Here is a 26,322-nt window from a genome sequence, read left to right on the forward strand (position 1 = left end):
AAGAATTGTTTGAGCAAAATCACAGTTCGTTAACATTGCGGCTAAAAATGCTACAAATGCGGATCGCGATCCCATTTACAGGATCGATGAGGATCGGGAGATGATCGAAACGGCGGGAAGAAAATGATTGGCAGGAATGCGGGCCAGGCATCGCGCCCGGCCCGATAACGCGGGTTACTTCACTTCGCCCATCGCTTTCAGCTTTTTGGACAGCTCGCGGCGCTCTTTGGACAGATCGGCATTTTTGATGATGTAGTCATCAACGCGATCTTCGTAGTCGCTGCGCATGTTGGCGATGATGCCCTGAATGTCTTCAATGCTCATGCCGGGCTTGATGTACTCACTCAGGTTGTCGAGCAGCAGCACGCGCTTCTGGTTATCACGAATTTTCTTTTCGTTGTCGACGATCTCGCGTTGCAGTTTGTTTTTGCGGCGGAACATACGCACAAACTCCAGCACGTCCTGGAAACTCGGCTTATTTGCATTATCCATCTTTATACCCTTGCTTTAGTAATACACAGATTCATTTGCTTACGGCCACATGGCACCAAGATACAGGTTTGTGGCGGTCCGGCACAACAGTGATTGGCTTATCTTACCCACTTTGCCCCGACGGCCAAAACCCAAAGCGCCGCCTTCATGATCTGACCCCTTATTCGCGCCCGGCGGCGGTGCAAACCTGGAGCAAATCCCCCAACTCTTCCAACTGCTGCGCCAGCTCCATACTGAGCCAAACGTAGCCGTAAATCGGCGCTTCGCCGTGTTGGCCGACGCTGACTTCCTGCATCAGCGTTTTCAGCTCGCCGGCGATTTCCGCCAGCTGCCCCGCCGCCGCCTGGCGCTGCGCCTGCGGCCCTTCGCGCATCAGCACCGCCAGCGACTCCAGCGAGCTCAGCGTCAGCAGCTGGGTGCTGCGCAGCGTGCGGGCATTCAGCATGATGAAGTGCGTTTCGCGCGAGGCCCAGTAAGCATCCGCCATCAGTTCCAGCGTGCACACCAGATTGCGGCTGAGGGTTTGCACCGCTTCGAACACCGCTTTGGGGATGCGGGTTTCCTTGCTGGCGGGCACGATCAGGCTGCGCAACTTCACCACCTGATTCAACAGATCCTTGAGCTGCGGCTCCAGCCGCGGCCGCTCGATAACGTTCGGCGAAAAATACGCGCCGTAGAGGCGGGCGGCGGTTTGCAGGCAGTCCGCCATTTGCATGCGCCACAGAATGTAGGCGCGTTGCGGGTAGATGCTGGTGAACAGCAATGCCAACAGCGAGCCGAAGATCACGTCGCCGCTGCGCCACAGCGCGGTGTGCATGTCGCCGGCGCCCGCGCCGCACACCACCGCCAGCGTGATCCCCACCAGCAGCGCCATATACGGCCGTTTGCCGAGCGTCAGGTAACCGCAGACGAACATCACCACGCCGCACCAAACCAGCATCAGCGGCAGCGAATAGAGCTCCAGATACAGGGCGATCAGGCCGGAGGCGGCGCCGAACACCGTGCCGGCAATGCGTTGCAGCGCGCGCTGCAGCACGTTGCCCCAAAACGAGATCGGCCCCATCACCACCACCAGGGTGATCAGCGGCCAGGTGCCTTCGGGCACCGCCAGCAGGCGGATCAGCAGAAAGGTCAGGATAAACGCCAGCCCGATGCGCACGCCGTGTACGATGCGATAGTGGCGATAGGTCAGCAGTTCAAGGGAAGAGATTTTTCGATCGAGGCGCACAGTGCCTCCGATAAAGACCAACCAGGCCGCTATTTTAGCGGAGGAAGCCCGGCGAGGAAAAGGCGAATGAGGCGTCCCCCATTCACCTTCAGGCTCAGGCGACGTACTTGTCGACCAGCGCGCGCAGAACGGCGGCGGTTTCAACATCCATCACGCCGTCATACTTCTGCTGACGGAAGTGCAGCTGGAACGCGCGCACCAGCTGGCGATAGCCTTCTGCGGTGTTCGCCGCCGAGGTGTCGTAGCCGTATTGGGCGAACAGTTTCAGCAGATCGGCCTGCGTCGGCAGGCCCTGGCTGCAGTATTCCTGCTGGCGCTGCTGCTTGGTCGCTTCGTCATACCAGGCGCCGACGCCGGCCTGATACAGCTGCTGCCACGGGAACTGCGGGCCCGGATCGCTCTTGCGGCCCGGCGCGATGTCGGAGTGCGCCACCACGTTCACCGGCGAGATGTCCGGATAACGCTGCAGGATGTTCTGCGCCAGCTGGGTGACGGCCTCGATCTGCTGCGGATTGAACGGCGGGAAGGTGATGTTTCCACCGTCGCCGCTCGCCAGGTTGACGATCTCGATGCCGATCGAGGTGTCGTTGATATTGCTGCGGGTGCCCCATTGGCTGCTGCCGGCATGCCAGGCGCGCTCATTCTCGTCCACCAGGTTGAAGATGCGCACGCCGCTGAAGCCGGCCGCCTGATAGGTCGCCTCGGTCGGATCCGGCACCAGATAGTGCGCGCTGACCGATTTTCCGGTCAACGACTTCACCGAGTCGGCGAAGTTTTGCGCCGTGTAGTGCAGCACCAGAAAGCGCACGCGGTGGCCGAAGCTGGCGACCGATCGGTAGCTATTGTAATCAATCTTGTACATCGTAAAGTCCCTCTCTCGTTTGATTTCACTGAGCGGCCCCTCATCATGACAGACCGCCCCGCACGGGTGAACCCTTGGCCCACCCTTTTTGTTTTAGCTAATTGCTAAATCATGCGCAAGTCTTTTTTAGCAAAATCGTTATTTACCTTTTTGCTAAAGAGTGCGATCATTGCACGATGGAAACTAAAGAAATCAGGCGCAACAATCTGCGCGAATTGATGGCCCGCTACGCCCGGCAAGGCGTCAACCAGAATGAATTCGCCACGCTGGTTGAGTCTTCCGCGCCGACGCTGAGCCAAATCATCGGGGAGAAATCCTCCCGCAATCTTGGCGACAATCTGGCCAGGCGGATCGAGGCCAAGCTGAATTTGCCCAAGGGCTGGTTCGACGTGTTTCATGAAAAGCAGCTGGTGCGCCCGTTTGACAACGTGGCGGCGGAGTCGGACTTCCCAACCCGCCCGCTTGAAACCGGTGGTATGGGAAGATACCGAACAAGACAAGGAAGAGTTTGTGGAGATCCCGCTGCTGGATATCGATTTTTCCGCCGGCGACGGCTGCTACGAAATCGTCGATCGCGAGGAGTTTTCGCTGATCTTTCGCCGTTACTATCTGCACAAGATGGGGGTGGCGGTCAACGCCGCGCGCATTATCCGCATCTCCGGCTCCAGCATGGAACCGCGCCTGCAGGACGGCGACGTGGTCGGCATCAACACCGACGACACGCGCATCCGCGAGGGCAAGACCTACGCCATCCGCCACGGCAATTTGCTGCGGGTGAAGGTGCTTATCGAGCAGCCGGACGGCGGCGTCATCATCCGCTCCCTCAACCGGGAAGAGTACCAGGACGAGCATCTCAGCTATCAGCAGCGCAAAGAGCAACTGGTGGTGCTCGGCCGCGTCTTCTGGTCATCTTCGTCCTGGTAACGGACCACAGCGTCGGGCGCCCAGGGCGCCCGGCGGTTATTTGAAGTCCACCACCATCTGCTGCTGAATGGACAGCCCGCGGGTCGACTGCACGCAGCCGGCGATGTAGTCGGTGAAGCGCGGCGGTTTCGGCATGCCCAGCTTGAGAATTTTCTCGTTGCTGAAACGCACGTTGAGCATGGCGAACGATCCGTACAGGCGCATCGCTTTGAGCATCAGCCGCTCGTTGCACGGGCCGAAAATGTCTTTCAGCTGACGGCGCATTTTCACCAGCGCGTCATACGTCACCTGCGCATACTCATCGCCCACCGGCGCCTTTTCCAGCGCCGCCGCCATGGCGCGGTCGATTTCGGCAAAGCTGACGCTGCTCTCCTCACCGGCGGAGATATGATAAACGTCGTTCTCGAGCGTTTCGCTGTTCATCAGCATCACCAACGCATCCGCACAGTAGTCCGCCGGGATCACATCGATATTGTCCTGCAGCGAACACATGAACTTGCGCAGCATCAGCGCCATGCCGAACACCCAGAAAATGCTGCTGGAAGGCTGGCAGCCCAGGCGAGTGTGGCCAACGACGATCGACGGACGGGCGATGGTCAGCGGCATGTGCGGGCAGCGCTGGCGCATCAGCTGTTCGATGGTGGATTTGGAACGCGTATATTCCACCAGGTGCTCGGCGTCTTCCTCAAACTCGCCGCTCTCCGACACCAGCGAACCCGGCTCCGGCGAACAGGACATGGCGGTACCGACGTGCAGGAAGCGTTTTAATCCCGGCACCTGCGCCATTCTTTCGGCAAAGGCCAGTGTGCCTTCTACGTTTACCTTCCAAATGAGCGGGTTATTACCGAAAGAAGCAACGGCCGCGCAGTTAATAACGTGCGTGACTTTGTTAATGCGTGCGTCAGTTAAAAAGTCGGCCGGCTCGGAAAGGTCGCCCAACAATATATTTTCTATCGTAATTTTAGACAGCAGATTCGCGTCGATATTAAATTTTTCCATATTCGCGCGAATACGGGCCAGCCCTTGCTGCGCATCGTCGGCGCGCACCAGTAAAAGATAATTAATAGACTGATTTTCAATCAATAATTTTTCAAGAACCGCACCACCGAGAAAGCCGGTAGCGCCGGTCAACAGCAGCGTTTTCATAATTGTCACCCACATTGGCATTGAATGTGGAAGATTGTATCTGCGGATAATTAAACAATTATTAAATAGAATTACGGCGCCCTTAAACACTTTTCTTAATATTATCTTAAGGAATCTTTTGAAACATCCATCATGGGTTTAGTAACAAAAGAGTCGGGACAAGATTACGATTAATCCCTACTGTTTAAATACCATTGATGTAACCCCTGATTTAATTTAACGGTCAATGTTATTTCTCTTAGCGTCCGTGGAGGACTTATGACCTATAACCAAAAAATCTGGTTGGGGGTTTTGCTGCTATGCACCCTGTTTTGGGTGGCGGTGATCGGCGGCGCCTGTTCGCTTTATCAACGCGTGGATCGCTTCCAGGCACATCACGCAGAGAGCGAGTTCGCCGCCCGCCACGGCCAGGCGCCTTGCGCGCAACCCGGCGCTCAGGCGTCGACTGCCCCCCGGAATGGGTAGGGACAATATCCGCTAACGATCCTATTATGCCCTAAGGTTAACAGGGAGATAACGATGGCTCGAAAGCTGGATAGCTTACCGCAGGCGCAACGCGAGAAAATAGAAACCGATTTGCTGGCCATCAGCGTGATCTACAACGAACGCTACGGCATCGCCTCCACTCAGGCGGAAACAGAACAACAGGTCCCCGACCACCTGCTCCCCTACTTTCATCAACGGCTGAATTATTATCGCCGTGCGTAATTGCGCGCATTTCGCTAACCGCCGCTTGGCATCGCTCCCCACGCCGTTACAATAGAGGCATATTGTATCCGCCACTGAAGAGACGCGATTTTGAGCAGCAAGGCAACGGCCACATTTTACATTCACGATTACGAGACCTTCGGCAAGAGCCCGTCGCTGGACCGCCCGGCGCAGTTCGCCGGCGTGCGCACCGATATGGATTTCAACATTATCGAAGAGCCGCTGGTCATCTACTGCGCCCCGGCCGACGATTACCTGCCGGAACCGGAGGCGGTGATGATCACCGGCATCACGCCGCAGGTGGCGCGCGCCAAAGGCGTTAACGAAGCCGAATTCACCCGCCAAATCCATCAGGCCTTCAGCGTGGCCGGCACCTGCATTCTCGGTTACAACAACATCCGCTTCGATGACGAAGTGAGCCGCAATATCTTCTATCGCAACTTCTACGATCCCTACGCCTACAGCTGGCAAAACGGCAACTCGCGCTGGGATCTGCTGGATGTGATGCGCGCCTGCTACGCTCTGCGCCCGGACGGCATAGTTTGGCCGGAAAACGAAGACGGTTTCCCCAGCTTCCGCCTGGAACACCTGACGCGCGCCAACGGCGTCGAGCACACGCAGGCTCACGATGCGATGTCGGACGTTTACGCCACCATCGCCATGGCCAAGCTGGTCAAGCAGGCGCAGCCGCGGCTGTTCGATTTCCTGTTGCAGCACCGCAATAAACACAAGCTGAACGCCCTGATCGACGTCGCCGACATGACGCCGCTGGTGCACGTCTCCGGCATGTTCGGCGCGGCGCGCGGCAATACCAGCTGGGTATCGCCGCTGGCCTGGCACCCGGACAACAAGAACGCGGTGATCATGTGCGATCTGGCCGGCGACATGACGCCGCTGTTGACGCTGAGCGCCGAGCAGCTGCGTGAGCGGCTGTACACCCGCCGCGACGATCTGGCGCCGGATCAGGCGCCGGTGCCGATCAAGCTGGTGCACATCAACAAATGCCCGGTGCTGGCGCCGGCCAAAACCCTGCTGCCGGAGAACGCCGAGCGGCTGGGCATCGATCGTCAGGCGTGCCTGCAAAATCTGCAGCTGCTGAAACAGCATCCGGAAGTGCGCGAGAAAGTGGTCGCGCTGTTCGCCGAAGCCGAGCCGTTCAAAGGTTCCGAGGACGTCGACGCCCGCTTGTACGACGGTTTCTTCAGCGACGCCGACAAGGCGGCGATGAGGATTATCCAGCAGACCAAGCCGCAGAACCTGCCGGCGCTGGATCTGGCCTTCAGCGACGGCCGCATGAAAGAGCTGCTGTTCCGCTTCCGCGCGCGCAACTACCCGAATACGCTGGACGACGCCGAGCAGCGCCGCTGGCTGCAACATCGTCAGGAAGCCTTGAGCGCGGAGCGCGTGCAGAGCTATTTGCTGCAGCTCGAATCGCTGTATAACCTGCACGAAGGCGACAAAGAGAAAACCGCCCTGCTGAAAGCGCTGTTCGATTACGGCAAAGAGTTGGTGGGATAAAATCCGCCGCAGCACAAAAGGAAAAGGCCGCGAAAGCGGCCTTTTTTGTGGCTGAGGAGACGGCTCGCGCTTAGGCGGCGTCTTCGCTCGCTTGCGGCACCGGCAGACGGAAGCTGCGGGTGACGAAGGCCAGGTAGATCAGGCCAATGGCCGCCCAAACCAGGCCCAGCGTCATCGAGCTGGCTTCCAGGTTGATCCACAGCGCGCCGACGGTCAGTGCGCCCATCACCGGCAGGATCAGGTAGTTGAACGTGTCCTTCACGGTGCGGTTCATCTTGTCGCGAATATAGAACTGCGAGATCACCGACAGGTTAACGAAGGTGAAGGCCACCAGCGCACCGAAGTTGATCAGCGCGGTCGCGGTCACCAGGTCAAACGACACTGCGGACAGCGCGATGGCGCCTACCAGCAGCACGTTCAGCGCCGGGGTACGCCACTTTGGATGCACATAGCCGAAGAAGCGAGTCGGGAACACGCCGTCGCGGCCCATCACGTACATCAGACGCGAAACGCCCGCGTGCGCCGCCATGCCCGACGCCAATACCGTCACGCAGGAGAACACCAGGATCACCGACTGGAAGAATTTACCCGCCACGTACAGCATGATTTCAGGCTGCGACGCGTCCGGATCCTTGAAGCGCGAAATGTCCGGGAAGTACAGCTGCACGAAGTAAGACACCACGATAAAGATGATGCCGCCAATCAGCGCCGTCAGGAAGATGGCTTTCGGGATCACTTTTTCCGCGTCTTTGGTCTCTTCGGACAGCGAGCTGATGCCGTCGAAGCCCAGGAACGAGAAGCACAGGATGGTCGCGCCGGTAATCATCGGCACCACGTGAGCGTTATCGGACCAGAACGGGCGGCTGCTGACCAGCGTACCGGCGCCTTCGCCGTGGTAAATGCCGTTGATCACCAGGCCGAGGAACACGATCATGATCGCCACCTGCACCACCACGATGATGGAGTTCAGGTTAGCCACCAGCTTGATGCCGCGCAGGTTGAAAATCGTCATCAAGCCGACCAGCACCGCCACGAAGATCCAGGACGGTACGCCCGGGAAGATCGCTTCCAGGTAAATCTTGGCCAGCAAAATGTTGATCATCGGCATGAACAGGTAGTCCAGCAGCGATGACCAGCCCACCATAAAGCCGACGTGCGGGCTGATGGCTTTCTGGGCGTAGGTGTAGGCGGAACCGGCGGAAGGGAACTTCTTCACCAGCTTGCCGTAGCTCAGGGCGGTAAACAGGATCGCCAGCAGAGCGAAGGCGTACGCGGTCGCGACGTGACCATCGGTCAGGCCGGATACGATGCCGAAGGTATCGAAAATGGTCATTGGCTGCAGGTAAGCCAAGCCCATCATCACTACCGGAACTAAAGTCAGGGTTTTACGCAGCTGAGTGCGCTGAGCCGGAGCGGCGTTGATGGTGTTATCGGACATTGTTCAGCCCCCCTTACCTTGAGCCTTGCGGATGGCGGACACGCCAAGACTTAAGGTTGCGGGGAAACTTCGCAACGAGCGAGTTAATTCTAAAAGAAGGGGGTTGTAAGCTGGATAACGGGTCGAGGTAACCTCGGCTGCTCCATAGTCGCTGCGGCCACAGCGGAAACCGGCGGGCACCGGCGCTAAAGTGAAAAATTGCCCCATCTTTCTAATCCTCATGAGTCACGACCATAAAGTTTTGTTTGATCGTGCACGAAACTATTTATCTATCCGGATCGGTGTCCGGCCTCGCTTGGTGTATGAAACGCTACGTTGGTAAAACATAATGCAAAAAAAATAACCGACGCTTTCAAAACGTCGGCTATCTGCATTTGAGATATTTTGCACCAGAATGCCTCCGAATGACAAGATCCGGAAACCCTCAAATACAAATTCTTTTTGTCGATCGCACGGAAAACCAGCCCGGCAGGCGAATTAATCCGCTGCCGGCAGGCCAGTCGCCCGCACATACCTCTTACTTTATACGCCTATTCAGGCATTTTTCAACATCCAGTCGATCTCGGTTTCCGTCACTCGCCGTTCAAACTGCAGCAGTTCGTCGGTCTTGCAGGCGTGATAAACGCGGGTGAAACGCTCGCCGAGATAGTGCGTCAGCGCGTGCTGATGTTCAAACTCGTACAGCGCGTCGCTCTGGCGGATCGGCAGCGGCAGCCCCTCTTGCTCCAGCCCGTTGCCGGTCACCGGCTCAGGCAGCGGCAGTAGGTTGTCCAGCCCGTACAGCATGCCGGCCAGGATCGCCGCCATCACCAGATACGGATTGGCGTCGGCGCCGGCCACGCGATACTCCACCCGATGGTTCTCCGGTTCGCCGCAGGGAATGCGCAGCGCCACGGTGCGGTTATTGTGGCCCCAGGCGGCCTGGATCGGCACATACATCCCCGGCTGGAAACGCCGATAGGCATTGACGTTCGGCGCCAACAGCGCCATCGACGCCGGCATCAGGGTGATCATCCCGGCCAGCGCCTGTTTCAAGAGCGGCGAATCCTCGCCTTCGCCGTCGGCGAACAGGTTGTTGCCCGCCCCGTCCTGCATGCTGACGTGCACGTGCATGCCGCTGCCGGCGTACTCCTCATAGGGCTTGGCCATAAAGGTGGCGTGCATGCCGTGGTTCTCGGCCACCAGCCGCACCAGCCGTTTCAGCGCCAGCGCGTGGTCGCAGGCCTGCAAGATATCGTCGGTATGGCGCAGGTTGACCTCGAACTGCCCTGGCGAGGCCTCCGCCACCGCGCCGTCCGCCGGCAGCCCCTGCAGCTTCGCCAGCGCGTCGATATCGTTCAACACCTCGGCGAAATGGTTCAGGTTATCAACGGAGTACACCTGGCTTTGGGTGTTGCGCTCCTGCGTGCCGGGCGCACACGGCGGTTGCAAATCGCCTTCCGCGTCGCGCTGCCGATCGATGAGATAAAACTCCAGCTCTACCGCTGCCACCGGGAACAAGCCGCGCTGTCGCAGCGCCTGCCACACGCGGTTCAGCACATTGCGGGGTTCAACGTCAAAGGGAGTGCCATCTTCATCCAGCATGGTGAGCAGCACCTGGCCGATGTGCTGCGGATCGGCCGCCGACGGCGTCAGCGAACCGGGCACCGGCAGGCATACGCGATCCGGTTCGCCGAGTTCCTGCCCAAGGCCCGCCTCCTCCACCACGTTGCCGAGGATGTCCATAGCGAACACCGACGCGGGGAAGTAGCTGCCTTTTTCCAGTTTTTTCAACCCTGAGACGGGTATGCGTTTGCCGCGGAAGGAACCATTGAGATCGGTGAGAAGGATATCGATATACTGCGTGGCGGGATGGCGTTCCAAATAATGAGCGACCTCATTTTGGAACGCGCTACTTCGCCTCTCTTCATGATGCTGTGCAAAATGTTCAACTGCTGCGCTATTGGTTTGCATACGTCACCCGCCATTATGCTCTTAAGGCGCGTTGGCGCCCGTCCGCCGTTCGATTCAACACATGATTGGATTTCTCGCCAGGTCGCGCCGCTGCGGGCGCTCAAAATAACATCCACAACATGAAACATAGTCTTAACAGAATGGGTTTGCAAATGTTACAATCCTGTTTGATTATTCGCCACCGGCTGCTAAATTGATAAAATATTGACCGAAAAGGCCTTGCCGCTATTTTCACGTCAACTATTTTGTCCGCCGTGCTGACGGTGAGCATGGGCAATATATTTTCCAAACCTACCCTAACTACCGATATCATGCAGCATCGTTATCGACCAGGCAGGCGCCCGATACCGATCGTCATTTCAGCCTGTCGCCCTTACCAGAAGGAAGTACCGCTATGAGCGAAGCCAGCTTGGCACCGGGCAAACGCCTGTCGCAGATCCGCCAGCAATTGGGTTTGTCGCAGCGCCGGGTCGCCGAACTGTCCGGGTTAACCCACAGTGCGATCAGCACCATCGAACAGGACAAAGTCAGCCCGGCCATCAGCACGCTGCAAAAGTTGCTTAAGGTGTATGGCCTGTCGCTGTCGGAATTCTTTGCCGAACCGGAGGCCGTCGACGAACCGCGCGTGGTGATCGACGCCGAGGATCTGATTGAGATCGGCAGCCAGGGGGTGTCGATGAAGCTGGTGCACAACGGCAGCCCGACGCGCAACCTGGCGATGATGCTGGAAACCTACCAGCCCGGCACCACCACCGGCGAAAAGATCAAGCATCAGGGCGAAGAGATAGGCACCCTGCTGGAGGGCGAGATCGTGCTGACCATCAACGGCCAGAGTTACTGCCTGACCGCCGGTCAGAGCTACGCCATCAACACCGGCATTCCGCACAGCTTCAGCAATACGTCGGCGCGCATCTGCCGCATCGTCAGCGCACACACCCCCACCACCTTCTGACCGTTTATCGCTCCGGCGCAGCCTGACGCGGGTTGCGCCCCTGTCCGCCCACGCTTTCATCGCCGTTATGCCATTTTGTTGGTTGCCAACGGCGCAATCTGTGTTACAACAGAGCAAAACAGCCATCTAAACATCTAAACGGCCTCACTACGCAATGTCAACCGCAACGCCTTCGCGCCTCGAGATGCGCAATATCTCGATCGCCTTCGCCGGCTTCAACGCGCTGCAGGACGTGGACTTCACGCTGCACGGCGGCTCAATCCACGCGCTGGTCGGCGCCAACGGCGCGGGCAAGTCGACGCTAATGGCGATCCTCTCCGGCGCCCACGATCACTACCGCGGCGAGATCCTGATCGACGGCCGGGCGGTGGAAATTCATTCCCCGCTGCAGGCGCGCCGCCACGGCATCCACGTGGTGCAGCAAGAAGTCGATGTCGCGCTGATCCCCACGCTGTCGGTGGCGGAAAACATCATGCTGGACTGGCTGAACGAACCGGGCCACTGGCTGAACTGGGCGGAACTGCACCGCCGCGCCGCACAGCTGCTGCAGCAATGGGCGCTGCCGCTCAATCCGCGCAGACGTCTGGCGGACTGCACGCTGGCGGAAAAACAGCAGGTGCTGCTGGCGCGCGCGCTGTCGCACCGCTGCCGTTTTCTGGTGCTCGATGAACCGACCGCGCCGCTCGATCGCGCCGAGAGCGAGCGCCTGTTCAACGTGGTGCGCCGCCTGCAATCCGAAGGCATCGGCATCGTATTCATTTCTCACCGCATCCACGAACTGAGCGACATTTGCGATTGGCTGACGGTGCTGCGCGACGGCCGCCGCGTCAGCGAAGACGCCATGCGCGGCCTCGGCGGCGAACAGATCGTCGAGAAAATGCTCGGCCACCGGCTGGACGACATTTTCCCGCCGCCGCGCCCGCCGCACGCGGAGCGTACGCTGCTGCAGGTGGAGGGCTTGCGCGATCGCCATAAGCTGCGCGACGTTTCGCTGCGGCTGCATGAAGGCGAGATCCTCGGCATCGCCGGTCTGGCCGGGGCCGGGAAAAGCGAGCTGTGCAAGGCATTGTTCGGCGCCGGCGCCGCGCAGCTGGAACGCGGCGAACTGCGCGGGCAGCCCTGGGCGCCGCGTGCGCCGCATCTGTCGGTCGAACAGGGGCTGGCGCTGGTGCCGGAAGAACGCCGCAAAGAAGGCATTTTTATCGATGAGGCGATCCCGATGAACCTGAGCGTCAGCGCCGATGACAGCTTCTCGCGCTGGAGCCTGTTCAGCCGGCGGCAAGAGCTGCGCTGGGCGCGCGAGATCATGCAGCGTCTGAACATTCGCGCCTCCGGCCCGCAACAGCGGCTGGCGCGCCTGTCCGGCGGCAATCAGCAAAAAGTGGCGATCGGCAAGTGGCTGCGCGGCGACGCCGACGTGCTGATCTTCGATGAGCCGACCAAGGGCGTGGACATCAAGGCCAAACAGGAACTGTTCAGCCTGATCGACGGCCTGGCCCGCGCCGGCAAAGGCGTGATTTACGCCTCCGGCGAGTTCGCCGAGCTGGTTGGCCTGTGCGATCGCATCTGCGTGCTGTGGGATGGCCGCATCGTGGCGGAGCTGAACGCCGCCGATACCGACGAAGAAACCTTATTGCTCTATTCCACCGGAGGAACCCCTGCGTGAGTAAAGAATTTGCCTTGCGGCCTGCGCTGCCCTGGCGCCAACAGCTGTTTGATTTCCTCTACAAGTGGGGCATGCTGCTGACCGTCGCGGCGCTGGTCGCCCTGTTTGGCCTGGCGTCGGACAACTTTCTCGATGCCAACAACATCATCAATATCCTGCGCTCGATCGCCATCGTGACGGTGATCGCCATCGGCGTCTCTATCTCGCTGTCGGTCGGCGGTTTCGATCTGTCGGTCGGCTCGACCGCCTCGCTGGCCAACGCGCTGGTGATTTCCCTGTTCGTCTGGCACGGATTCGGCACCACCGGCGCCATCGTGGTGACGCTGTTGCTGTGCACGCTGGTCGGCCTGTTCAACGCTCTGCTGATCGTGGTGCTCAAAATCCCCGATATGCTGGCGACGCTGGCCAGCCTGTTCGTGATCCAGGGCGTGGCGATGACCTACAGCTACGGCGGCTCCATCACCCAAAACATGGTGCTGCCGAATGGCGACATGGCGGAAGGCCTGATCCCGGAGGTGTTTTCCGCCCTCGGCCAGGTGCCGGTGATCGTGCTGATCATGCTGGCGGTCACCGTGGCGGTGCAGCTGTTCCTGTCGTTGACCAAGCACGGCCGCCGCATGTACGCCATCGGCGGCAACCCCGAGGCGGCGCGCCTGTCGGGCATTCGCACCGTGCGTTACAGGGTTGCCGCTTACGTCATTTCTTCCTGGCTGGCGGCGCTTGGCGGCATCCTGCTGGCGTCACGTATCGGCTCTTCGCAGGTCAACGCCGGCGGCGGCTATCTGATGGATGCGGTGGCGGCGGCCTACATCGGCTTCTCGCTGGCCGGCTCCGGCAAACCCAATGCGCTCGGCACCCTGATCGGCGCGGTGATCCTCGGCGTGCTGCAAAACGGCCTGGTGATGCTGTCGGTGCCCTACTACGCCATGGACATTATCAAAGGCCTGGTGCTGGCGCTGGCGCTGGCCATCACTTACATCCAGAAACGCTGATCCTCCCCGGCGCACATCCGCTGCGCCGGTTTTCCCTTTAATTCATCCGGTTACTCTTTCCCGCCAGAATAACAAGCATACAAATGATATGAATTATCATTAGCGTTTACATTAAGTAAAAAATCCTTACAATACCCTCACGCAACGCTGACGAAGCACCGGATTTCTCAGCGAACGATGAATAATTTCATTAGAAATTCAATTGGTTAATTACTTTCACTTCAATCCAGGAAAGGTTTACCTCATGGAAACGCCACGTTACAGCAAGCTCGCCGCCATGGTCATCGCCTCGCTCAGCGCCACCGCCGCGCTGGCCGCGCCGCAGACTGACGCCCAGGACACCATGGTCGTCACCGCCTCCGGCTTTCAGCAAAAAATTCAGGACTCCGCAGCTTCCATCTCAGTGATCCCGCGCCAGCAAATTGAAGATAAAGCCTATCGCGATGTGACCGATGCGCTGAAAGACGTGCCGGGCGTGGTCGTCACCGGCGGCGCCAGCAGCAGCGACATCAGCATCCGCGGCATGTCCTCCAAGTACACGCTGATTCTGGTGGACGGCAAGCGCGTTGACACCCGCGGCACCCGGCCGAACAGCGATAACGCCGGCATCGAACAGGGCTGGCTGCCGCCGATGGAAGCCATCGAGCGCATCGAAGTGGTGCGCGGGCCGATGTCTTCGCTGTACGGTTCCGACGCCATGGGCGGCGTGATCAACGTCATCACCCGCAAGACTTCCCGCACCGAGTGGAAAGGCTCGCTGCACGGCGACGCCACCCTCCAGGAAAACCGCGATTCCGGCGATCTGTTCCAGACCAACGCCTACGCCTCCGGCCCACTGATTGAAGGCCTGCTCGGCGTGCGGGTCAACGGCCTGCTGTCGCGCCGCGCCGAAGATAAAATCGCCAACGGTTACAACGAACAGCGCATGCGCAGCGGCACCGCGGTGTTCACCTTGACCCCGGACGAGAAAAACGAATTCGACTTTGAAATCGGCCGCTCGCTGCAGGATCGCAACAGCACGCCGGGCAAATCGGTGGTGGCGGAGCGCTGCAGCAAAGGCAAGTGCAAACCTACCTCTCGCAGCGAAAATCTCTACACCCGCACCAACTACGCGCTGACCCACAACGGTTATTACGACTTCGGTAACTCCACCAGCTACGTTCAGCGGGAAGAGACCAATAACCCGGGCCGCAAGATGAAGATGTACAACACCATCTTCAACACCCAGAACCAGTTCGAGCTGGGTGCCCACATGCTGAACCTCGGCGGCCAATACCGCTATGAGAAACTGGGCGACAGCGGCAACCAGCTGAGCTCGGCGCAAGACGTCAACCAGCTGACGCGCTGGAGCTGGGCGCTGTTCGCCGAAGACGAATGGGCGCTGACCAACGACTTCAGCCTGACCAGCGGCATCCGTATGGATCGCGATCAAAACTTTGGCAGCCACTGGTCGCCGCGCATGTACGGCGTCTGGCACCTGACCGAACAGTGGACGATGAAAGGCGGCGTCTCCGCCGGCTATCGTTCGCCGGATCTGCGCCAATCCTCCGCCAGCTGGGGCCAGGTCACCGGCGGCGGCGTGCGTAACGGCATCATCGTCGGCAACCCGGATCTGCAGCCGGAGAAGAGCCTGAGCGAAGAGATCGGCCTGATGTGGGATAGCCTGAAAGGCGTCAATGCCGGGGTGACGGTCTTCAACACCGACTTCAAGAACAAGATCACCGAAGTGCGCCGCTGCGAAGACACGCCGGACTGTAAGATCGGCAATGACGTCTACGACTTTATCAGCGATCGCGTCAACGTCGACAAAGCCAATATGCGCGGCGTAGAGGCCACCTTCGGCTGGCAGATCAATAAAGACTGGAAGTGGAACGCCAACTACACCTACACCGCTTCCGAGCAGAAGAGCGGCGAGTTCCAGGGCAAGGCGCTGAACCAGATGCCTAAGCACATGATCAACACCGTGCTGGACTGGCAGGCCACGCAAGACCTCAGCCTGTGGTCGCGCGTTAACTTCCGCAGCCGCACCTCAGACTACCTGAGCCGCACGTCGATGGAGACCAGCACCCCGTCCTACACCTTCGTCGATGCGGGCCTGAGCTACCAGGCGGCGAAAAACCTGCAGTTGACCGGCGGGGTCTATAACATTCTCGACAAGACCGTGGATTACGATCACTACCGCACCACGCTGGACGGCCGCCGTTACACCGTCGGCATGACCTACAACTTCTGATGCCCCCGGGCGCGCGCTGCGCGCCCTTTTCATTCCATCACCGAGAGGAAGCCCCATGAGATTACGCCGCTCCCCCCTGATGATCGCCCTGCTGGCCGCGATGGCGCTGGCGGGTTGCCACAGTAAAACCGACGCGCAGGCGGCCTCGGCCACCGTCAACGTCCAGCACCTGAACGGCAGCACCGAGGTGAAGAAGCACCCGCAGCGCATCGTGGTGCTGGATTACGCCTCGCTGGAAACGCTGCAGCTGCTGGGCGTCGAGCCGCTGGCGCTGCCCGGCAACCGTAAGAACTTGCCGGATAGCCTGAAGCGCTATCAGGATGACAAATACCTCAATGCCGGCACCCTGTTCGAACCGGATATGGCCGTGCTGCGCGCCGCCAAACCGGATCTGATCCTGATCGCCGGCCGGGCGTCCAAAGCCTATGACGAGCTGAACGCGCTGGCGCCGACGTTGAACATGTCCGTCGATCAGCAGGATCAGTTGGGCAGCCTGAAACAGCGCACCCGCCAGCTGGGCGAGCTGTTCGATAAACCGCAACAGGCGCAGGCGGCGATCGATAAGCTGGATGCGCAGATAGCGGCGGTCAAACCGCAGGCCGCCCAGGCCGGACGCGGGCTGGTGGTGCTGTTCTCCGGCGGCAAGATCAGCGCTTACGCCCCCAAGAGCCGTTTCAGCTTCGTCTATGACGCTCTCGGCTTCTCGTCCGCGCTGCAGTCCGATGAAAAAGACGTGCGCGGCAATAAGCTGACGCCTGAGCAGGTCGCCAAACTGAACCCGGACTGGCTGTTCGTCATCGACAGAGATGCCGCGACCGGTCGGCCGAACGCGGTGGCGCCGCAGAAAATCCTCACCGGCACCGCGCTGAAGAAAACCACGGCGGTGAAAAAAGGCCAGGTGGTTTACCTGCCGGCGGCCGAGGTCTATCTGTCCGGCGGCATCGTCACCGCCCAGCACGTCGTCGAACGCGTGAGCGAAGCACTGAACCGCGCTGCGCGATAAAAAAAGCCCGGTGATGCCGGGCTTATCTTGGACTATATCGTCGGCTGGTTCACCAGACCGTCTATCAGCACCTGCGGCGTGCCCTGCGAGCAACGCTCGATGCGCCCGCGCACGCCATAGACCCGCGCCAGGCTCTGCGGCGTAATCACCTGATCCGGCGCGCCGTCGGCGATCAGATCGCCATCCTGCAGCATCAGCACGTGGTCACCGTGACGCAGCGCAATGTTGATGTCATGCACCACCACCACCGTCACGATATCGCGCTTGCGGGTTTCGCGGCGCACCAAATCCATCACGTGGAACTGGTAGTTGAGATCGAGCGCGCTCAGCGGCTCATCCAGCAGCAGCAGCGACGGCTGACGGATCAGCGACTGCGCCAACCCCACCAACTGTTTCTGGCCGCCGGACAGCTGATCGAGATAACTCAGCGCCAGGTGGGCGATGCCCAGCTGTTCCAGCAAAGCCATCACTTCCGCTTCGCTGCCGGCGTTGCTGCGGCCGCCCGAGGCGCGCTGCGCCACGATGATCGACTCCAGCACGTGCAGATGCACCCCGGCGGGCAGCGACTGCGGCAGGTACACCACTTTCTCCGCCCGACGGGCGAACGGCATCTGCATCAAATCGCCGTCGTCCAGCCACAGCTTGCCCTGCGCCGGGTTCAGCCCGGCCAGCGAGCGCAGCAATGTCGATTTGCCGCTGCCGTTCGGCCCCAGCAACACGGTGATTTGCCCGCGCGGCAGCATCGGCACCGAGAGATTGTCGATCACCTGGCGTTTCGGGTAACCCGCCGAGAAGTTTTCTATCCGTAAACCCTGGCTCATACGTTCCCCCGGTGGCGCAGAATAATGCTCAGGAAGAACGGCACCCCGACCAACGACGTCACGATCCCCACCGGGATGATTACCCCAGGCACCAGGTTTTTCGACGCCACCGAGGCCATCGACAGCACCAGCGCGCCAATCAGCGCACTGGCCGGCAGGTAGAAACGGTGATCTTCGCCGAAGATCATGCGGGCGATGTGCGGCGCCACCAGACCGATAAAGCCGATCGGCCCGACGAAAGCCACCGCCAGCGCCGAGAGCATGCTGATGCGCAGCAGCGTGGTCAAACGCAGCCGACGCACGTCGATGCCGAAGCTCACCGCCCGGTCTTCACCCAGACGCAGCGCGGTCAGTTTCCACGAGCTCATCATCGACAGCGGCAGCAGCACGGCGAACACCCCGAACAGAATGCCCAGTTTGTCCCACGAGGCGCGCGCCAGGCTGCCCATGGTCCAGAACACCAGCCCCTGCAGCGTGTCCTCGCTGGCGATGAACTGCATCATCGAGACCAGCGCGTTGAAGGTAAACACCAGCGCGATGCCAAACAGCACCACGCCGGAGGTGGCGACCCGCGTCCAGCGCGTGATGCCGTCAAGCATCAGCGCGGCGAACAGCGCGAAGATAAAGGCGTTGGCGGAGATGAACCACTGATCGGGGATCCCCGGAATGCCGATGCCGAGCACGATCGCCAGCGCAGCGCCAAAGGCCGCGGCGGAAGACACCCCGAGGGTGAAGGGGCTGGCCAGCGGGTTATTCAGGATGGTCTGCATTTCCGCCCCGGCCAGGCCGAGCGCAAAGCCCACCACCACCGCCATCAACGCATAGGGCAAGCGGATGTCCCAGACGATCACCCGCGTGCCGGCATCGGCCGCGGCGGGATCAAGCAGCGTTTGCCATAAGGACGACAACGACAGGCCGGACGGCCCCATGGTGAAATCCAGCAGCAGCGAGCCCAGGATCGCCAATGCCAATACGCCCATCATCAACAGGCGATGGCGAAGAATATGCTGATAACGCCCCATCACGCCGGCGTCGGGTTGCCCCTTGGCTTCAGTCATGGGATCGGTGGATACGCTCATTAGTTAAGATACCTGTTGCAACCATCATGACAGCGGCGCGAAAGCGGCCGCCGTGAACCGAAAAGTGTGCGGCAGCAGCCTGCGCACAGCCGTTAACAATAAAACAAACGATAATACTTATCAATCATATCAATAGGTGAAAACGGCGTTGTCGAAATGTAATAATTTGTTTTTTATCGCCATTTTTCAAACCGCCACGCTTTCCACCGCCAACGGCCAGTAGGTTAATTATTCTGAAAATTCTTCCTGATCCGACCAGACTCTGACAAATAACGGCAAAACCACATAGAATCCAAAATCACAGCACCGCGCGTGCAAAAAAACTTCAGGCCGCCGCAAGAGCGGCCTTATTGATTGACGAGGCTGTAATGAGAAGTCCATCTCCGGCGGTAACGCCCAAACGCCCGGCGCTGCTGAACTGGCTGTTATACAGCCCGCTGCACGCCGATGACGAGCCGTTTCAACGCCAGCTGCGTCTCACGCTGACGCCCTCTCCTCTCACGCCCTGGCTGAATGCCGCAGGGCCGGCCGCGCTGCTGGCGGGGTACGCCTGGCTGGTCCAGCGGCCGCTCGGCATCGGTTTGTTGCTGCTGCTGTTGTTGTTGACCGCCGGGCGAGCCTGGCTGGCGCGCCGGCGTCAACCGGCCTGGCCGAACGCCATGCTGGTGACGGTGCTGCTGTGGGCGCTGCTGGTTGGCGCCAGCGCCGCTCTGGCGATGCTCTCGGGCCGCTTCGTCTTAATGCTGTTCGCCGGCCTGACGATCACCGCCCTGGCCTGCTGGCTGATGCAGCGCCACGCCGCCGCCCCGCGCTTTGCACTGCTTGAGGTGATCGCGCTGACGCTGCCCTACCTGCTGGCGGCGCCGCTGTCGCGCGTGCAAAACCTGTTTGTCCTGGCGGACCTCGCGCCGCTGTGGCTGGTGCTGGCCCACGGCATGATCGCGCGCTACCACCGCCAGCTGGTGCAGCACGTCACGCTGGCGTGGGAGAAGCAGCAGGCGTCGCACCGCGATCGCCTGACCGGCTTTCTCAACCGCGCAGGCGGCGAGGCGGTGATGCGCAGCATCTGCCGTCCCGGAACGGCGCAGCCGATCTCCCATCTGTTCATTCTTGAATTCGGCCCGCTGGCGGCGCTCTACCAAAGCCACGGCGTCCAGATCGGCGACGACGTGCTGCGCACCGTCGGCGAGCGCCTCAAGACGCTGATCCGCCCCAGCGACTATATCTGCCGCTATACCGGCGGCCAGTTTCTGATTCTGGTGCACGATCTGCCCTACGGCGCGGAAAGCGAGTTTCTGGCGCGCATTGTGCCGCCGCTGGAGGCGCCCTACGATTTTGGCGCGTTCGGCGAGGTGAACATGCAGCTTAACGCCGGCATTGTGGCGCTGACGCAGGATTACGCGACGGTAGAGAGTTTGATGAGCTCGGCGCAGCAGGCGCTGGCGGAAGCCAAAGGCGGGAAAAAGTAAAACAAAACGCGGCGGGAGCCCCCGCCGCGTGTCACTCACCGAAAATTACTTCACGTCCATCTTCGGGAATTCCATCTCGCTGTACTTCACGACACGGGTGCCTTGCGACAGCTTGTAACCAAACCAAATCAGCAGGAACAGCGGAATACCGATGTAGGTCGCGGTCACGCCGTACCAGTCGATCTTGTCTTGCAGGAAGGCCTGGTAGTTCTGCCCCAGGGTGATGATCAGACACAGCACGAAGGCGAAGATCGGCCCCAGCGGGAAGAAACCGGAACGGTACGGCAAATCGTTCAGATCGCGCCCCTGCAGCATGTAGCCGCGACGGAAACGGTAGTGGCTGATGGCGATGCCCAACCAGGCGATGAAACCGGTCATGCCCGAGGTATTCAGCAGCCACAGGTAAACCGACTGGTTACCGAACATCGACGTCAGGAAGCACAGGCCGGCCACCACGCAGGTCGCGTACAGCGCGTTGCGCGGCACGCCGCCTTTCGACAGCTTGGCGAAGATGCGCGGCGCCTTGCCTTCCGAAGCCAGGGTGTACAGCATGCGGGTCGACGCATACATGCCCGAGTTACCGGCCGACAGCACCGCCGTCAGGATCACCGCGTTCATCACCGCCGCCGCCGACAGCAGGCCGGCATGTTGGAAGACCAGCGTGAACGGGCTGACGCTGATGTCTTTCACGTCGTTGCGCAGCAGGCTCGGATCGGTGTACGGAATGATCAGGCTGATGATCAGAATGGCGAAGATATAGAACAACAGGATACGCCAAAACACCTGACGCACCGCGCGCGGGATGTTTTTACCCGGGTTTTCCGATTCGCCGGCTGCGATGCCGATAAGTTCGGTGCCCTGGAACGAGAAGCCGACGATCATGGCCACGCCGATCATCGCCGAGAAGCCACCGGCAAACGGCGCGTCTCCTATTGTCCAGTTCTGCCAGCCGGCATGCTCGCCGCCCTTCAGAATGCCGACGATCATCATCACGCCGACGGCGATGAAGATAATCACGGTGCTGACCTTGATCAGCGCGAACCAGTATTCCGCCTCGCCGAACCCTTTCACCGAAATGTAGTTCAGCAGGAACATCAGGCCGAGGAACAGCGCGCTCCAGATCCAACCCGGGGTGTCCGGGAACCAGTAGCTCATCACCAACTGCGAGGCCACCAGGTCAACGGCGATGGTCACCGCCCAGTTGTACCAGTAGTTCCAGCCCAGCGCGAAGCCGAAGCCTTCTTCTACGTATTTGGCGCCGTAGGTGGAGAATGAACCGGAGACCGGCATAAAGGCCGCCAGTTCGCCCAGGCTGGTCATCAGGAAGTACACCATCAAACCGATCAGAGCGTAAGACAGCAGCGCCCCGCCGGGGCCTGCCTGAGAAACCGTGGCGCCCGAGGCGACGAAGAGGCCGGTGCCGATGGAGCCGCCGATGGCGATCATGGTCAAATGCCGGGCTTTCAATTCACGGCGCAATCCGGGTGCTTGCTGCCCCGATGTTTTTATATCCTGCTGAGCCATTCGTTCCCTATCTATCTGCTCTTCGAAAAATGAGGGCGGATTGTAACAAATACCCGCCGGTGAACTAGCAACATTGCACCGATATAAGATAGCTTCATAATTCAGAGGCAATTATTAGCTGCGGCCCTTATAGCCTTACTTACTCTCATTAATGTGAGCGGGCGCAGGTTTTTATGCTTTTTCCGGCCTGCGCGGCAGCAGAGGGCTTGACGTGCCGCCGGTTACAGCACGCAATAGCTGAGAAAACGTTGCAACGCGTTGGAGACGTGCTTTTGCCGATGGCGGATCAGGTACAGGGTGCGGCGCAGCGGCGGCAACGGCACCGGCAGTTCCACCAGCGCGCCGCTGGCCAGCTGTTCCGCCACCACCCGCCGCGACAGGCAGCTGATGCCGATGCCGTGCCGCACCGCATGCTTGATCGCCTCCGAGTTGCCCAGCTCCATCACCAGCTGGAAGTGCGGCAGATGCGCCAACAGCAGATGGTCCAACACCTCACGGGTGCCGGAACCGCGCTCGCGCAGGATCCACGGCGCATTGGCCAGCGCCTCCAGCGTCGGCGGTTGACGGGTCAGCGGGTTATCCGGCGCGGCGAACACCACCAGCTCGTCCTCCAGCCACGGCTGCGTCACCAGCTCCGGCATATGGCAAGGCCCTTCGATCAGCCCCAGATCGACGCGAAAATCCGCCACTGCCACGATTACGTCCTGGCTGTTGCCGACGTTCAGCTCCAGCGGCGTGGCGGGAAAATCCCGGCGGTAGCGGGCGATCATCTCCGGCAGCATGTAGTTGCCGATGGTGCTGCTGGCGGCGATGCGCAACGCCCCGCCGTCATGGCGAAACAGCTGCTCTATCTCCCCCGCCTGTTCCAACAGCGCCAGCGCCTTGGGATACAGCAACCGGCCGTGCTCGTTGATCACCAGCCGTTTGCCGACGCGATCGAACAGCTGCACGCCCAGCTGCCCCTCCAGATCCGCCAGCGCCGCGCTGACCGCCGACTGCGACAGCGCCAGCACCACCGAGGCCTGCGTGGTCGAACCGCTTTTCAGCACTTCGGTAAAGACTTCCAGTTGACGCAACGTGATATGCATAGCTGTCCCGGTATTGAAAGAGGGTTCTGCCAGAGAACCCCAACATGGTGTGGTGGGCAGCCCGGCCAGGCGACCCTGTTTGCGGCCAGATCGGCGCGCTATTTGCCCAACGCGACCAGCTGCGCCGCCGCGGCCAGCACCGGCTCTCGCGGCGTGCCGGTTTCGTCCCGCAGTATCAATTGCAGCATCGCCGCGAGATGGTCGCGGTCGATCGCCTTGTTTTCTTCAATCAACCGCCGCACCGCGCGGCCCACTTCCTGATCTACCTGCTCTCTGCGTTGATCGTCGGTATCCATCGCCTGCTCCTGTTAGTTGGAAAATTGACGGCGGCTCGCCGCTCCTCCACACCCTAGCCGCAATGCGGCGTTATGCCAATGGCTGACCCCATACCACTTATTCAGATAGGTTATAAATATATAATCAATTTCTCTTTTATTCAGCCCAAACGTACTCTTGACCGCAAGAAACAGACTGAAGGACTGACTTTATATGGCGACTGATACCACTCACACTTACCCCGAGCGACGCTTCCCGCTGTTCGGCCTGCCGCGGCTGGTGCCGGGGCTGGCGCTGACCGGCGCGCTCACCGCGCTGGCCGTCTGGGCCGGCGACATTCCCTGGGTGGCGGAGCTGGGGCTGGGGGCGCTGACGCTGGCGATCCTGCTCGGCATTCTGGTGGGCAACACGCTGTACCCCCGCTGGCAAACCGTTTGTCACAGCGGCGTACAGCTGGCCAAACAGCGCCTGCTGCGTCTGGGCATTATCCTTTACGGCTTCCGGCTGACCTTTCAGCAGATCGCCGACGTGGGCGCCAGCGGCATCATCATCGATGCGCTGACCCTGATCACCACTTTCCTGCTGGCCTGCTGGCTCGGCAAGAAAGTGTTCGGCATCGACAGCCAAACCGCGATACTGATCGGCGCCGGCAGCAGCATTTGCGGCGCGGCGGCGGTGATGGCCACCGAGCCGGTGCTGAAGGCCGACTCCAGCAAAGTGGCGGTGGCGGTTTCGACCGTGGTGGTGTTCGGCACCCTGGCGATCTTCGCCTATCCGTGGCTGTATCAGTTGAATGAGCACTTCCAGTGGCTGCCGTTCAGCCAGGAAACCTTCGGCATCTACGCCGGCTCCACCATCCACGAAGTGGCTCAGGTGGTCGCCGCCGGGCACGCCATCGGGCCTGACGCCGAAAATGCGGCGGTGATCGCCAAGATGATCCGCGTGATGATGCTGGCGCCGTTCCTGCTGCTGCTGTCGGGCTACATCAGCCGCGGCAGCGCAGGCAAGGCGGAAAAATCCGCCATCACCATTCCGTGGTTCGCCGTGCTGTTTATCGCCGTCGCCGGGCTGAACTCCTTCAACCTGCTGCCGGCCACGCTGGTGCGGCACCTGATCACCGCCGACACCTGGATGCTGGCGATGGCGATGGCGGCGCTGGGGCTGACCACCCACATCAGCGCCGTGCGCCAGGCCGGGATGAAACCGATTCTGCTGGCAACGCTGCTGTTCGTCTGGCTGCTGGTCGGCGGCGGCGCGATAAACCAACTGGTGCAACACCTGCTGTAATCTCCCTCGGCGGCCCGCTTCGGCGGGCCGCCGCTTTTCGCCATTCAATCCGCCCGCCATCAATGCCATAATGTCACCGATAACACAGGAGAATGAAGATGAAGTTTGTCGGTGCACATGTCAGCGCGTCAGGCGGCGTGGATCAGGCGGTTATCCGCGCGCACGAATTGGAGGCGACCGCGTTCGCCCTGTTCACCAAAAATCAGCGTCAATGGAAGGCCGCCCCGCTGGCCGCCGACGTGATCGATAAGTTCAAGAGCGCCTGCGCCCAGTACGGTTACGGGCCGGGGCAAATCCTGCCGCACGACAGCTACCTGATCAATCTGGGGCACCCGGTAGCCGACGCGTTGGAAAAATCGCGCGAGGCGTTTATCGACGAGCTGCAGCGCTGCGAACAGCTGGGGCTGACGCTGCTGAACTTCCACCCCGGCAGCCACCTGCTGCAAATCGACGAAGATAAATGCCTGGCGCGCATCGCCGAATCGATCAACATCGCGCTGGATAAAACCGCCGGCGTGACGGCCGTGATCGAGAACACCGCCGGCCAGGGCAGCAATCTGGGCTTCAAATTCGAGCACCTGGCGGCGATCATCGACGGCGTCGAAGACAAAAGCCGCGTCGGCGTTTGCATCGACACCTGCCACGCCTTCGCCGCCGGGTACGATCTGCGCACCGAAGAAGAATGCGAGCGCACCTTCAAGCAGTTGGGCGACATCGTCGGTTTCAACTACCTGCGCGGCATGCACCTGAACGACGCCAAGAGCGAGTTCAACAGCCGCGTCGACCGCCATCACAGCCTGGGGGAAGGCAACATCGGCAAAACGGTGTTCAGCTACATCATGCGCGATCCGCGTTTCGACAATATCCCGCTGATTCTGGAAACGGTAAATCCGGATATCTGGGCCGAAGAGATCGCCTGGCTGAAGGCGCAGCAGTAACCCCCCTGGCCGCTCGCTTAAGCGCGAGCGGTTTCCCCCACCGCGTGCTCCGCCGCCAGCATGGCGCCGAACTGACGCAGCGTTTCTTCATCCAGGCCCGCAGCCCTGAACACCGCGGTGGTAAAACTGACCGGCGCCGATCCCGGTGACGTAATGACGCGGTCATCCACAACGGCGACGGCGCTCGCAACGTAATGGCGCTGCCCGCTGTAGCCCGCAACGTTGCGCGTCAAGAACTCGGCATCGTTGGAGGTATGCGCCCTGTTGTTCAACAGGCCGGCCCGCGCCAACGCCAACGTCCCGCCGCAAATGCCCGCCAGGATCGCGCCGCGTTGACGCTGCTCGTTGAGCAACGCGCGGATATCCGGCGCCCGTTCGGTTTCCCACAGGGTGCCGCCGACCACCACCAGCACCTCGGGGCGCCAGTCCGCCAATTCGGCCACGCCGTGAGCAACGTCCACCGTCAACCCGCCCTGTGAGCGAAGCGTTCCGGCCTGCGGCGCAAAAAACGCCACATCCAGCCCATAAAACGGGCCGCCAACGCCGGCAATCAGCGCGTATTCCCAATCGGCGAAACCGGATGTCAGTACGATCGCCACTTTTTTAGCCACTGATGAATCTCCTTGAGTCATTCCTTGTTCGCAGGAACAAAGTCGCGCTATCAGCTTAGAAAGCCTTGTGGTTTCTGACCAGGGGTAAATCGTGCTAACTGCCTAAGACACAAA

The 26,322-nt window shown here is 60.5% G+C and carries 23 protein-coding genes and 1 pseudogene; 12 read left to right on the top strand and 12 right to left on the bottom strand.

Annotation, left to right across the window (positions count from 1 at the left end; translation table 11 throughout):
• Positions 1-174: 174 nt before the first annotated feature.
• The 3 genes from tmaR to ACORQT_RS16600 all read right to left on the bottom strand — a co-directional run bounded on the left by tmaR (position 175) and on the right by ACORQT_RS16600 (position 2,582).
• On the bottom strand, positions 175-492 hold the full coding sequence (tmaR, locus tag ACORQT_RS16590) for a PTS system regulator TmaR (protein WP_004935612.1): 318 nt from the start codon (positions 490-492) through the stop codon (positions 175-177).
• A gap of 160 nt (positions 493-652) precedes the next feature.
• Positions 653-1,720 carry an FUSC family protein gene (locus ACORQT_RS16595; RefSeq protein ID WP_033643781.1) on the bottom strand — a complete coding sequence of 356 codons (1,068 nt, stop codon included), beginning with the start codon at positions 1,718-1,720 and terminating at the stop codon, positions 653-655.
• Positions 1,721-1,814: 94 nt separating this feature from the next.
• The gene (locus ACORQT_RS16600; protein ID WP_042785041.1) at positions 1,815-2,582 is read right to left on the bottom strand and encodes an N-acetylmuramoyl-L-alanine amidase; all 768 of its coding nucleotides are present in this window, start codon (positions 2,580-2,582) and stop codon (positions 1,815-1,817) included.
• A 176-nt stretch (positions 2,583-2,758) separates the two neighbouring features.
• Between ACORQT_RS16600 and ACORQT_RS16605 the strand changes: the two are divergent.
• Positions 2,759-3,506, top strand: a pseudogene (locus tag ACORQT_RS16605) (S24 family peptidase).
• 36 nt (positions 3,507-3,542) lie between these two features.
• Here ACORQT_RS16605 and ACORQT_RS16610 read toward each other — a convergent pair.
• Positions 3,543-4,652, bottom strand: a complete 1,110-nt coding sequence (locus tag ACORQT_RS16610) for an SDR family oxidoreductase (protein ID WP_033644325.1) — start codon at positions 4,650-4,652, stop codon at positions 3,543-3,545.
• Positions 4,653-4,910: 258 nt separating this feature from the next.
• On the opposite strand from ACORQT_RS16610, the gene ACORQT_RS16615 reads away from it, so the two are divergent.
• From ACORQT_RS16615 to sbcB, 3 genes are all read left to right on the top strand, one after another.
• Positions 4,911-5,117 carry a hypothetical protein gene (locus ACORQT_RS16615; RefSeq protein ID WP_033643786.1) on the top strand — a complete coding sequence of 69 codons (207 nt, stop codon included), beginning with the start codon at positions 4,911-4,913 and terminating at the stop codon, positions 5,115-5,117.
• 54 nt (positions 5,118-5,171) lie between these two features.
• On the top strand, positions 5,172-5,360 hold the full coding sequence (locus ACORQT_RS16620) for a DNA polymerase III subunit theta (RefSeq protein WP_033643787.1): 189 nt from the start codon (positions 5,172-5,174) through the stop codon (positions 5,358-5,360).
• 90 nt (positions 5,361-5,450) lie between these two features.
• Positions 5,451-6,878: an exodeoxyribonuclease I gene (gene sbcB, locus ACORQT_RS16625; protein ID WP_033643788.1), complete on the top strand. Its 1,428-nt coding sequence runs from the start codon at positions 5,451-5,453 to the stop codon at positions 6,876-6,878.
• Between the two features lie 70 nt (positions 6,879-6,948).
• Here the strand turns inward: sbcB and ACORQT_RS16630 are convergent, their stop codons facing one another.
• Both ACORQT_RS16630 and ACORQT_RS16635 read right to left on the bottom strand, forming a co-directional pair.
• Entirely contained in the window at positions 6,949-8,316 is a 1,368-nt protein-coding gene (locus ACORQT_RS16630) for an APC family permease (protein WP_025303526.1), read from the bottom strand.
• A 534-nt stretch (positions 8,317-8,850) separates the two neighbouring features.
• A complete protein-coding gene (locus ACORQT_RS16635) occupies positions 8,851-10,269 on the bottom strand; it encodes a glutamine synthetase family protein (protein WP_033651902.1) in 1,419 nt (472 codons plus the stop codon).
• Positions 10,270-10,663: 394 nt separating this feature from the next.
• Here ACORQT_RS16635 and puuR point away from each other — a divergent pair, with 394 nt between their 5' ends.
• From puuR to ACORQT_RS16660, 5 genes are all read left to right on the top strand, one after another.
• Complete coding sequence (gene puuR, locus ACORQT_RS16640; protein ID WP_016927000.1) at positions 10,664-11,221, top strand: HTH-type transcriptional regulator PuuR; 558 nt, start codon at positions 10,664-10,666, stop codon at positions 11,219-11,221.
• A gap of 154 nt (positions 11,222-11,375) precedes the next feature.
• Positions 11,376-12,887, top strand: a complete 1,512-nt coding sequence (locus ACORQT_RS16645) for a sugar ABC transporter ATP-binding protein (RefSeq protein ID WP_164057617.1) — start codon at positions 11,376-11,378, stop codon at positions 12,885-12,887.
• Positions 12,884-13,879 (top strand): ABC transporter permease, encoded by a 996-nt coding sequence (locus ACORQT_RS16650; protein ID WP_047574337.1) that lies wholly within the window; start codon positions 12,884-12,886, stop codon positions 13,877-13,879. Before ACORQT_RS16645 ends, ACORQT_RS16650 begins: the two co-directional genes overlap by 4 nt.
• A gap of 244 nt (positions 13,880-14,123) precedes the next feature.
• Entirely contained in the window at positions 14,124-16,112 is a 1,989-nt protein-coding gene (locus ACORQT_RS16655) for a ligand-gated channel protein (RefSeq protein WP_047025337.1), read from the top strand.
• A 55-nt stretch (positions 16,113-16,167) separates the two neighbouring features.
• The gene (locus ACORQT_RS16660; RefSeq protein WP_444859247.1) at positions 16,168-17,115 is read left to right on the top strand and encodes a siderophore ABC transporter substrate-binding protein; all 948 of its coding nucleotides are present in this window, start codon (positions 16,168-16,170) and stop codon (positions 17,113-17,115) included.
• 32 nt (positions 17,116-17,147) lie between these two features.
• Here ACORQT_RS16660 and ACORQT_RS16665 read toward each other — a convergent pair whose 3' ends face one another.
• A complete protein-coding gene (locus ACORQT_RS16665) occupies positions 17,148-17,936 on the bottom strand; it encodes an ABC transporter ATP-binding protein (RefSeq protein ID WP_033643795.1) in 789 nt (262 codons plus the stop codon).
• Positions 17,933-19,015, bottom strand: coding sequence for a FecCD family ABC transporter permease (locus tag ACORQT_RS16670; RefSeq protein ID WP_033643796.1), 1,083 nt, complete (start codon positions 19,013-19,015; stop codon positions 17,933-17,935). The genes ACORQT_RS16665 and ACORQT_RS16670 overlap by 4 nt, the downstream gene beginning before the upstream one ends.
• 368 nt (positions 19,016-19,383) lie before the next feature.
• On the opposite strand from ACORQT_RS16670, the gene ACORQT_RS16675 reads away from it, so the two are divergent.
• Complete coding sequence (locus tag ACORQT_RS16675) at positions 19,384-20,484, top strand: GGDEF domain-containing protein (protein ID WP_033652543.1); 1,101 nt, start codon at positions 19,384-19,386, stop codon at positions 20,482-20,484.
• Between the two features lie 45 nt (positions 20,485-20,529).
• Here ACORQT_RS16675 and ACORQT_RS16680 read toward each other — a convergent pair whose 3' ends face one another.
• The 3 genes from ACORQT_RS16680 to ACORQT_RS16690 all read right to left on the bottom strand — a co-directional run bounded on the left by ACORQT_RS16680 (position 20,530) and on the right by ACORQT_RS16690 (position 23,392).
• Entirely contained in the window at positions 20,530-22,008 is a 1,479-nt protein-coding gene (locus ACORQT_RS16680) for an amino acid permease (protein ID WP_033643798.1), read from the bottom strand.
• A 221-nt stretch (positions 22,009-22,229) separates the two neighbouring features.
• A complete protein-coding gene (yieE, locus tag ACORQT_RS16685) occupies positions 22,230-23,096 on the bottom strand; it encodes a DNA-binding transcriptional regulator YeiE (RefSeq protein ID WP_021505917.1) in 867 nt (288 codons plus the stop codon).
• Positions 23,097-23,194: 98 nt separating this feature from the next.
• Positions 23,195-23,392: a hypothetical protein gene (locus ACORQT_RS16690; protein WP_033643799.1), complete on the bottom strand. Its 198-nt coding sequence runs from the start codon at positions 23,390-23,392 to the stop codon at positions 23,195-23,197.
• A 193-nt stretch (positions 23,393-23,585) separates the two neighbouring features.
• Between ACORQT_RS16690 and ACORQT_RS16695 the strand changes: the two genes are divergently transcribed.
• Positions 23,586-24,659: a YeiH family putative sulfate export transporter gene (locus ACORQT_RS16695; RefSeq protein WP_033652542.1), complete on the top strand. Its 1,074-nt coding sequence runs from the start codon at positions 23,586-23,588 to the stop codon at positions 24,657-24,659.
• Between the two features lie 98 nt (positions 24,660-24,757).
• Complete coding sequence (gene nfo / locus ACORQT_RS16700; RefSeq protein WP_033643802.1) at positions 24,758-25,597, top strand: deoxyribonuclease IV; 840 nt, start codon at positions 24,758-24,760, stop codon at positions 25,595-25,597.
• Positions 25,598-25,614: 17 nt separating this feature from the next.
• On the opposite strand, the gene ACORQT_RS16705 is transcribed toward nfo, so the two are convergent.
• Positions 25,615-26,208: a DJ-1/PfpI family protein gene (locus ACORQT_RS16705; RefSeq protein ID WP_080280892.1), complete on the bottom strand. Its 594-nt coding sequence runs from the start codon at positions 26,206-26,208 to the stop codon at positions 25,615-25,617.
• Positions 26,209-26,322 lie beyond the last annotated feature (114 nt).

It is taken from the genome of Serratia sp. (in: enterobacteria), assembly GCF_052400455.1.
Lineage (GTDB): Bacteria > Pseudomonadota > Gammaproteobacteria > Enterobacterales > Enterobacteriaceae > Serratia > Serratia ureilytica.

What these genes read in the sequence shown, in the direction of transcription:
- tmaR (WP_004935612.1), bottom strand. Translation starts at nt 492, where the DNA reads ATGGATAATGCAAATAAGCCGAGTTTCCAGGACGTGCTGGAGTTTGTG.
- ACORQT_RS16600 (WP_042785041.1), bottom strand. Translation starts at nt 2,582, where the DNA reads ATGTACAAGATTGATTACAATAGCTACCGATCGGTCGCCAGCTTCGGC.
- ACORQT_RS16610 (WP_033644325.1), bottom strand. Translation starts at nt 4,652, where the DNA reads ATGAAAACGCTGCTGTTGACCGGCGCTACCGGCTTTCTCGGTGGTGCG.
- ACORQT_RS16615 (WP_033643786.1), top strand. Translation starts at nt 4,911, where the DNA reads ATGACCTATAACCAAAAAATCTGGTTGGGGGTTTTGCTGCTATGCACC.
- ACORQT_RS16620 (WP_033643787.1), top strand. Translation starts at nt 5,172, where the DNA reads ATGGCTCGAAAGCTGGATAGCTTACCGCAGGCGCAACGCGAGAAAATA.
- ACORQT_RS16630 (WP_025303526.1), bottom strand. Translation starts at nt 8,316, where the DNA reads ATGTCCGATAACACCATCAACGCCGCTCCGGCTCAGCGCACTCAGCTG.
- ACORQT_RS16635 (WP_033651902.1), bottom strand. Translation starts at nt 10,269, where the DNA reads ATGCAAACCAATAGCGCAGCAGTTGAACATTTTGCACAGCATCATGAA.
- puuR (WP_016927000.1), top strand. Translation starts at nt 10,664, where the DNA reads ATGAGCGAAGCCAGCTTGGCACCGGGCAAACGCCTGTCGCAGATCCGC.
- ACORQT_RS16645 (WP_164057617.1), top strand. Translation starts at nt 11,376, where the DNA reads ATGTCAACCGCAACGCCTTCGCGCCTCGAGATGCGCAATATCTCGATC.
- ACORQT_RS16655 (WP_047025337.1), top strand. Translation starts at nt 14,124, where the DNA reads ATGGAAACGCCACGTTACAGCAAGCTCGCCGCCATGGTCATCGCCTCG.
- ACORQT_RS16660 (WP_444859247.1), top strand. Translation starts at nt 16,168, where the DNA reads ATGAGATTACGCCGCTCCCCCCTGATGATCGCCCTGCTGGCCGCGATG.
- ACORQT_RS16665 (WP_033643795.1), bottom strand. Translation starts at nt 17,936, where the DNA reads ATGAGCCAGGGTTTACGGATAGAAAACTTCTCGGCGGGTTACCCGAAA.
- ACORQT_RS16670 (WP_033643796.1), bottom strand. Translation starts at nt 19,015, where the DNA reads ATGAGCGTATCCACCGATCCCATGACTGAAGCCAAGGGGCAACCCGAC.
- ACORQT_RS16675 (WP_033652543.1), top strand. Translation starts at nt 19,384, where the DNA reads ATGAGAAGTCCATCTCCGGCGGTAACGCCCAAACGCCCGGCGCTGCTG.
- ACORQT_RS16680 (WP_033643798.1), bottom strand. Translation starts at nt 22,008, where the DNA reads ATGGCTCAGCAGGATATAAAAACATCGGGGCAGCAAGCACCCGGATTG.
- yieE (WP_021505917.1), bottom strand. Translation starts at nt 23,096, where the DNA reads ATGCATATCACGTTGCGTCAACTGGAAGTCTTTACCGAAGTGCTGAAA.
- ACORQT_RS16690 (WP_033643799.1), bottom strand. Translation starts at nt 23,392, where the DNA reads ATGGATACCGACGATCAACGCAGAGAGCAGGTAGATCAGGAAGTGGGC.
- ACORQT_RS16695 (WP_033652542.1), top strand. Translation starts at nt 23,586, where the DNA reads ATGGCGACTGATACCACTCACACTTACCCCGAGCGACGCTTCCCGCTG.
- nfo (WP_033643802.1), top strand. Translation starts at nt 24,758, where the DNA reads ATGAAGTTTGTCGGTGCACATGTCAGCGCGTCAGGCGGCGTGGATCAG.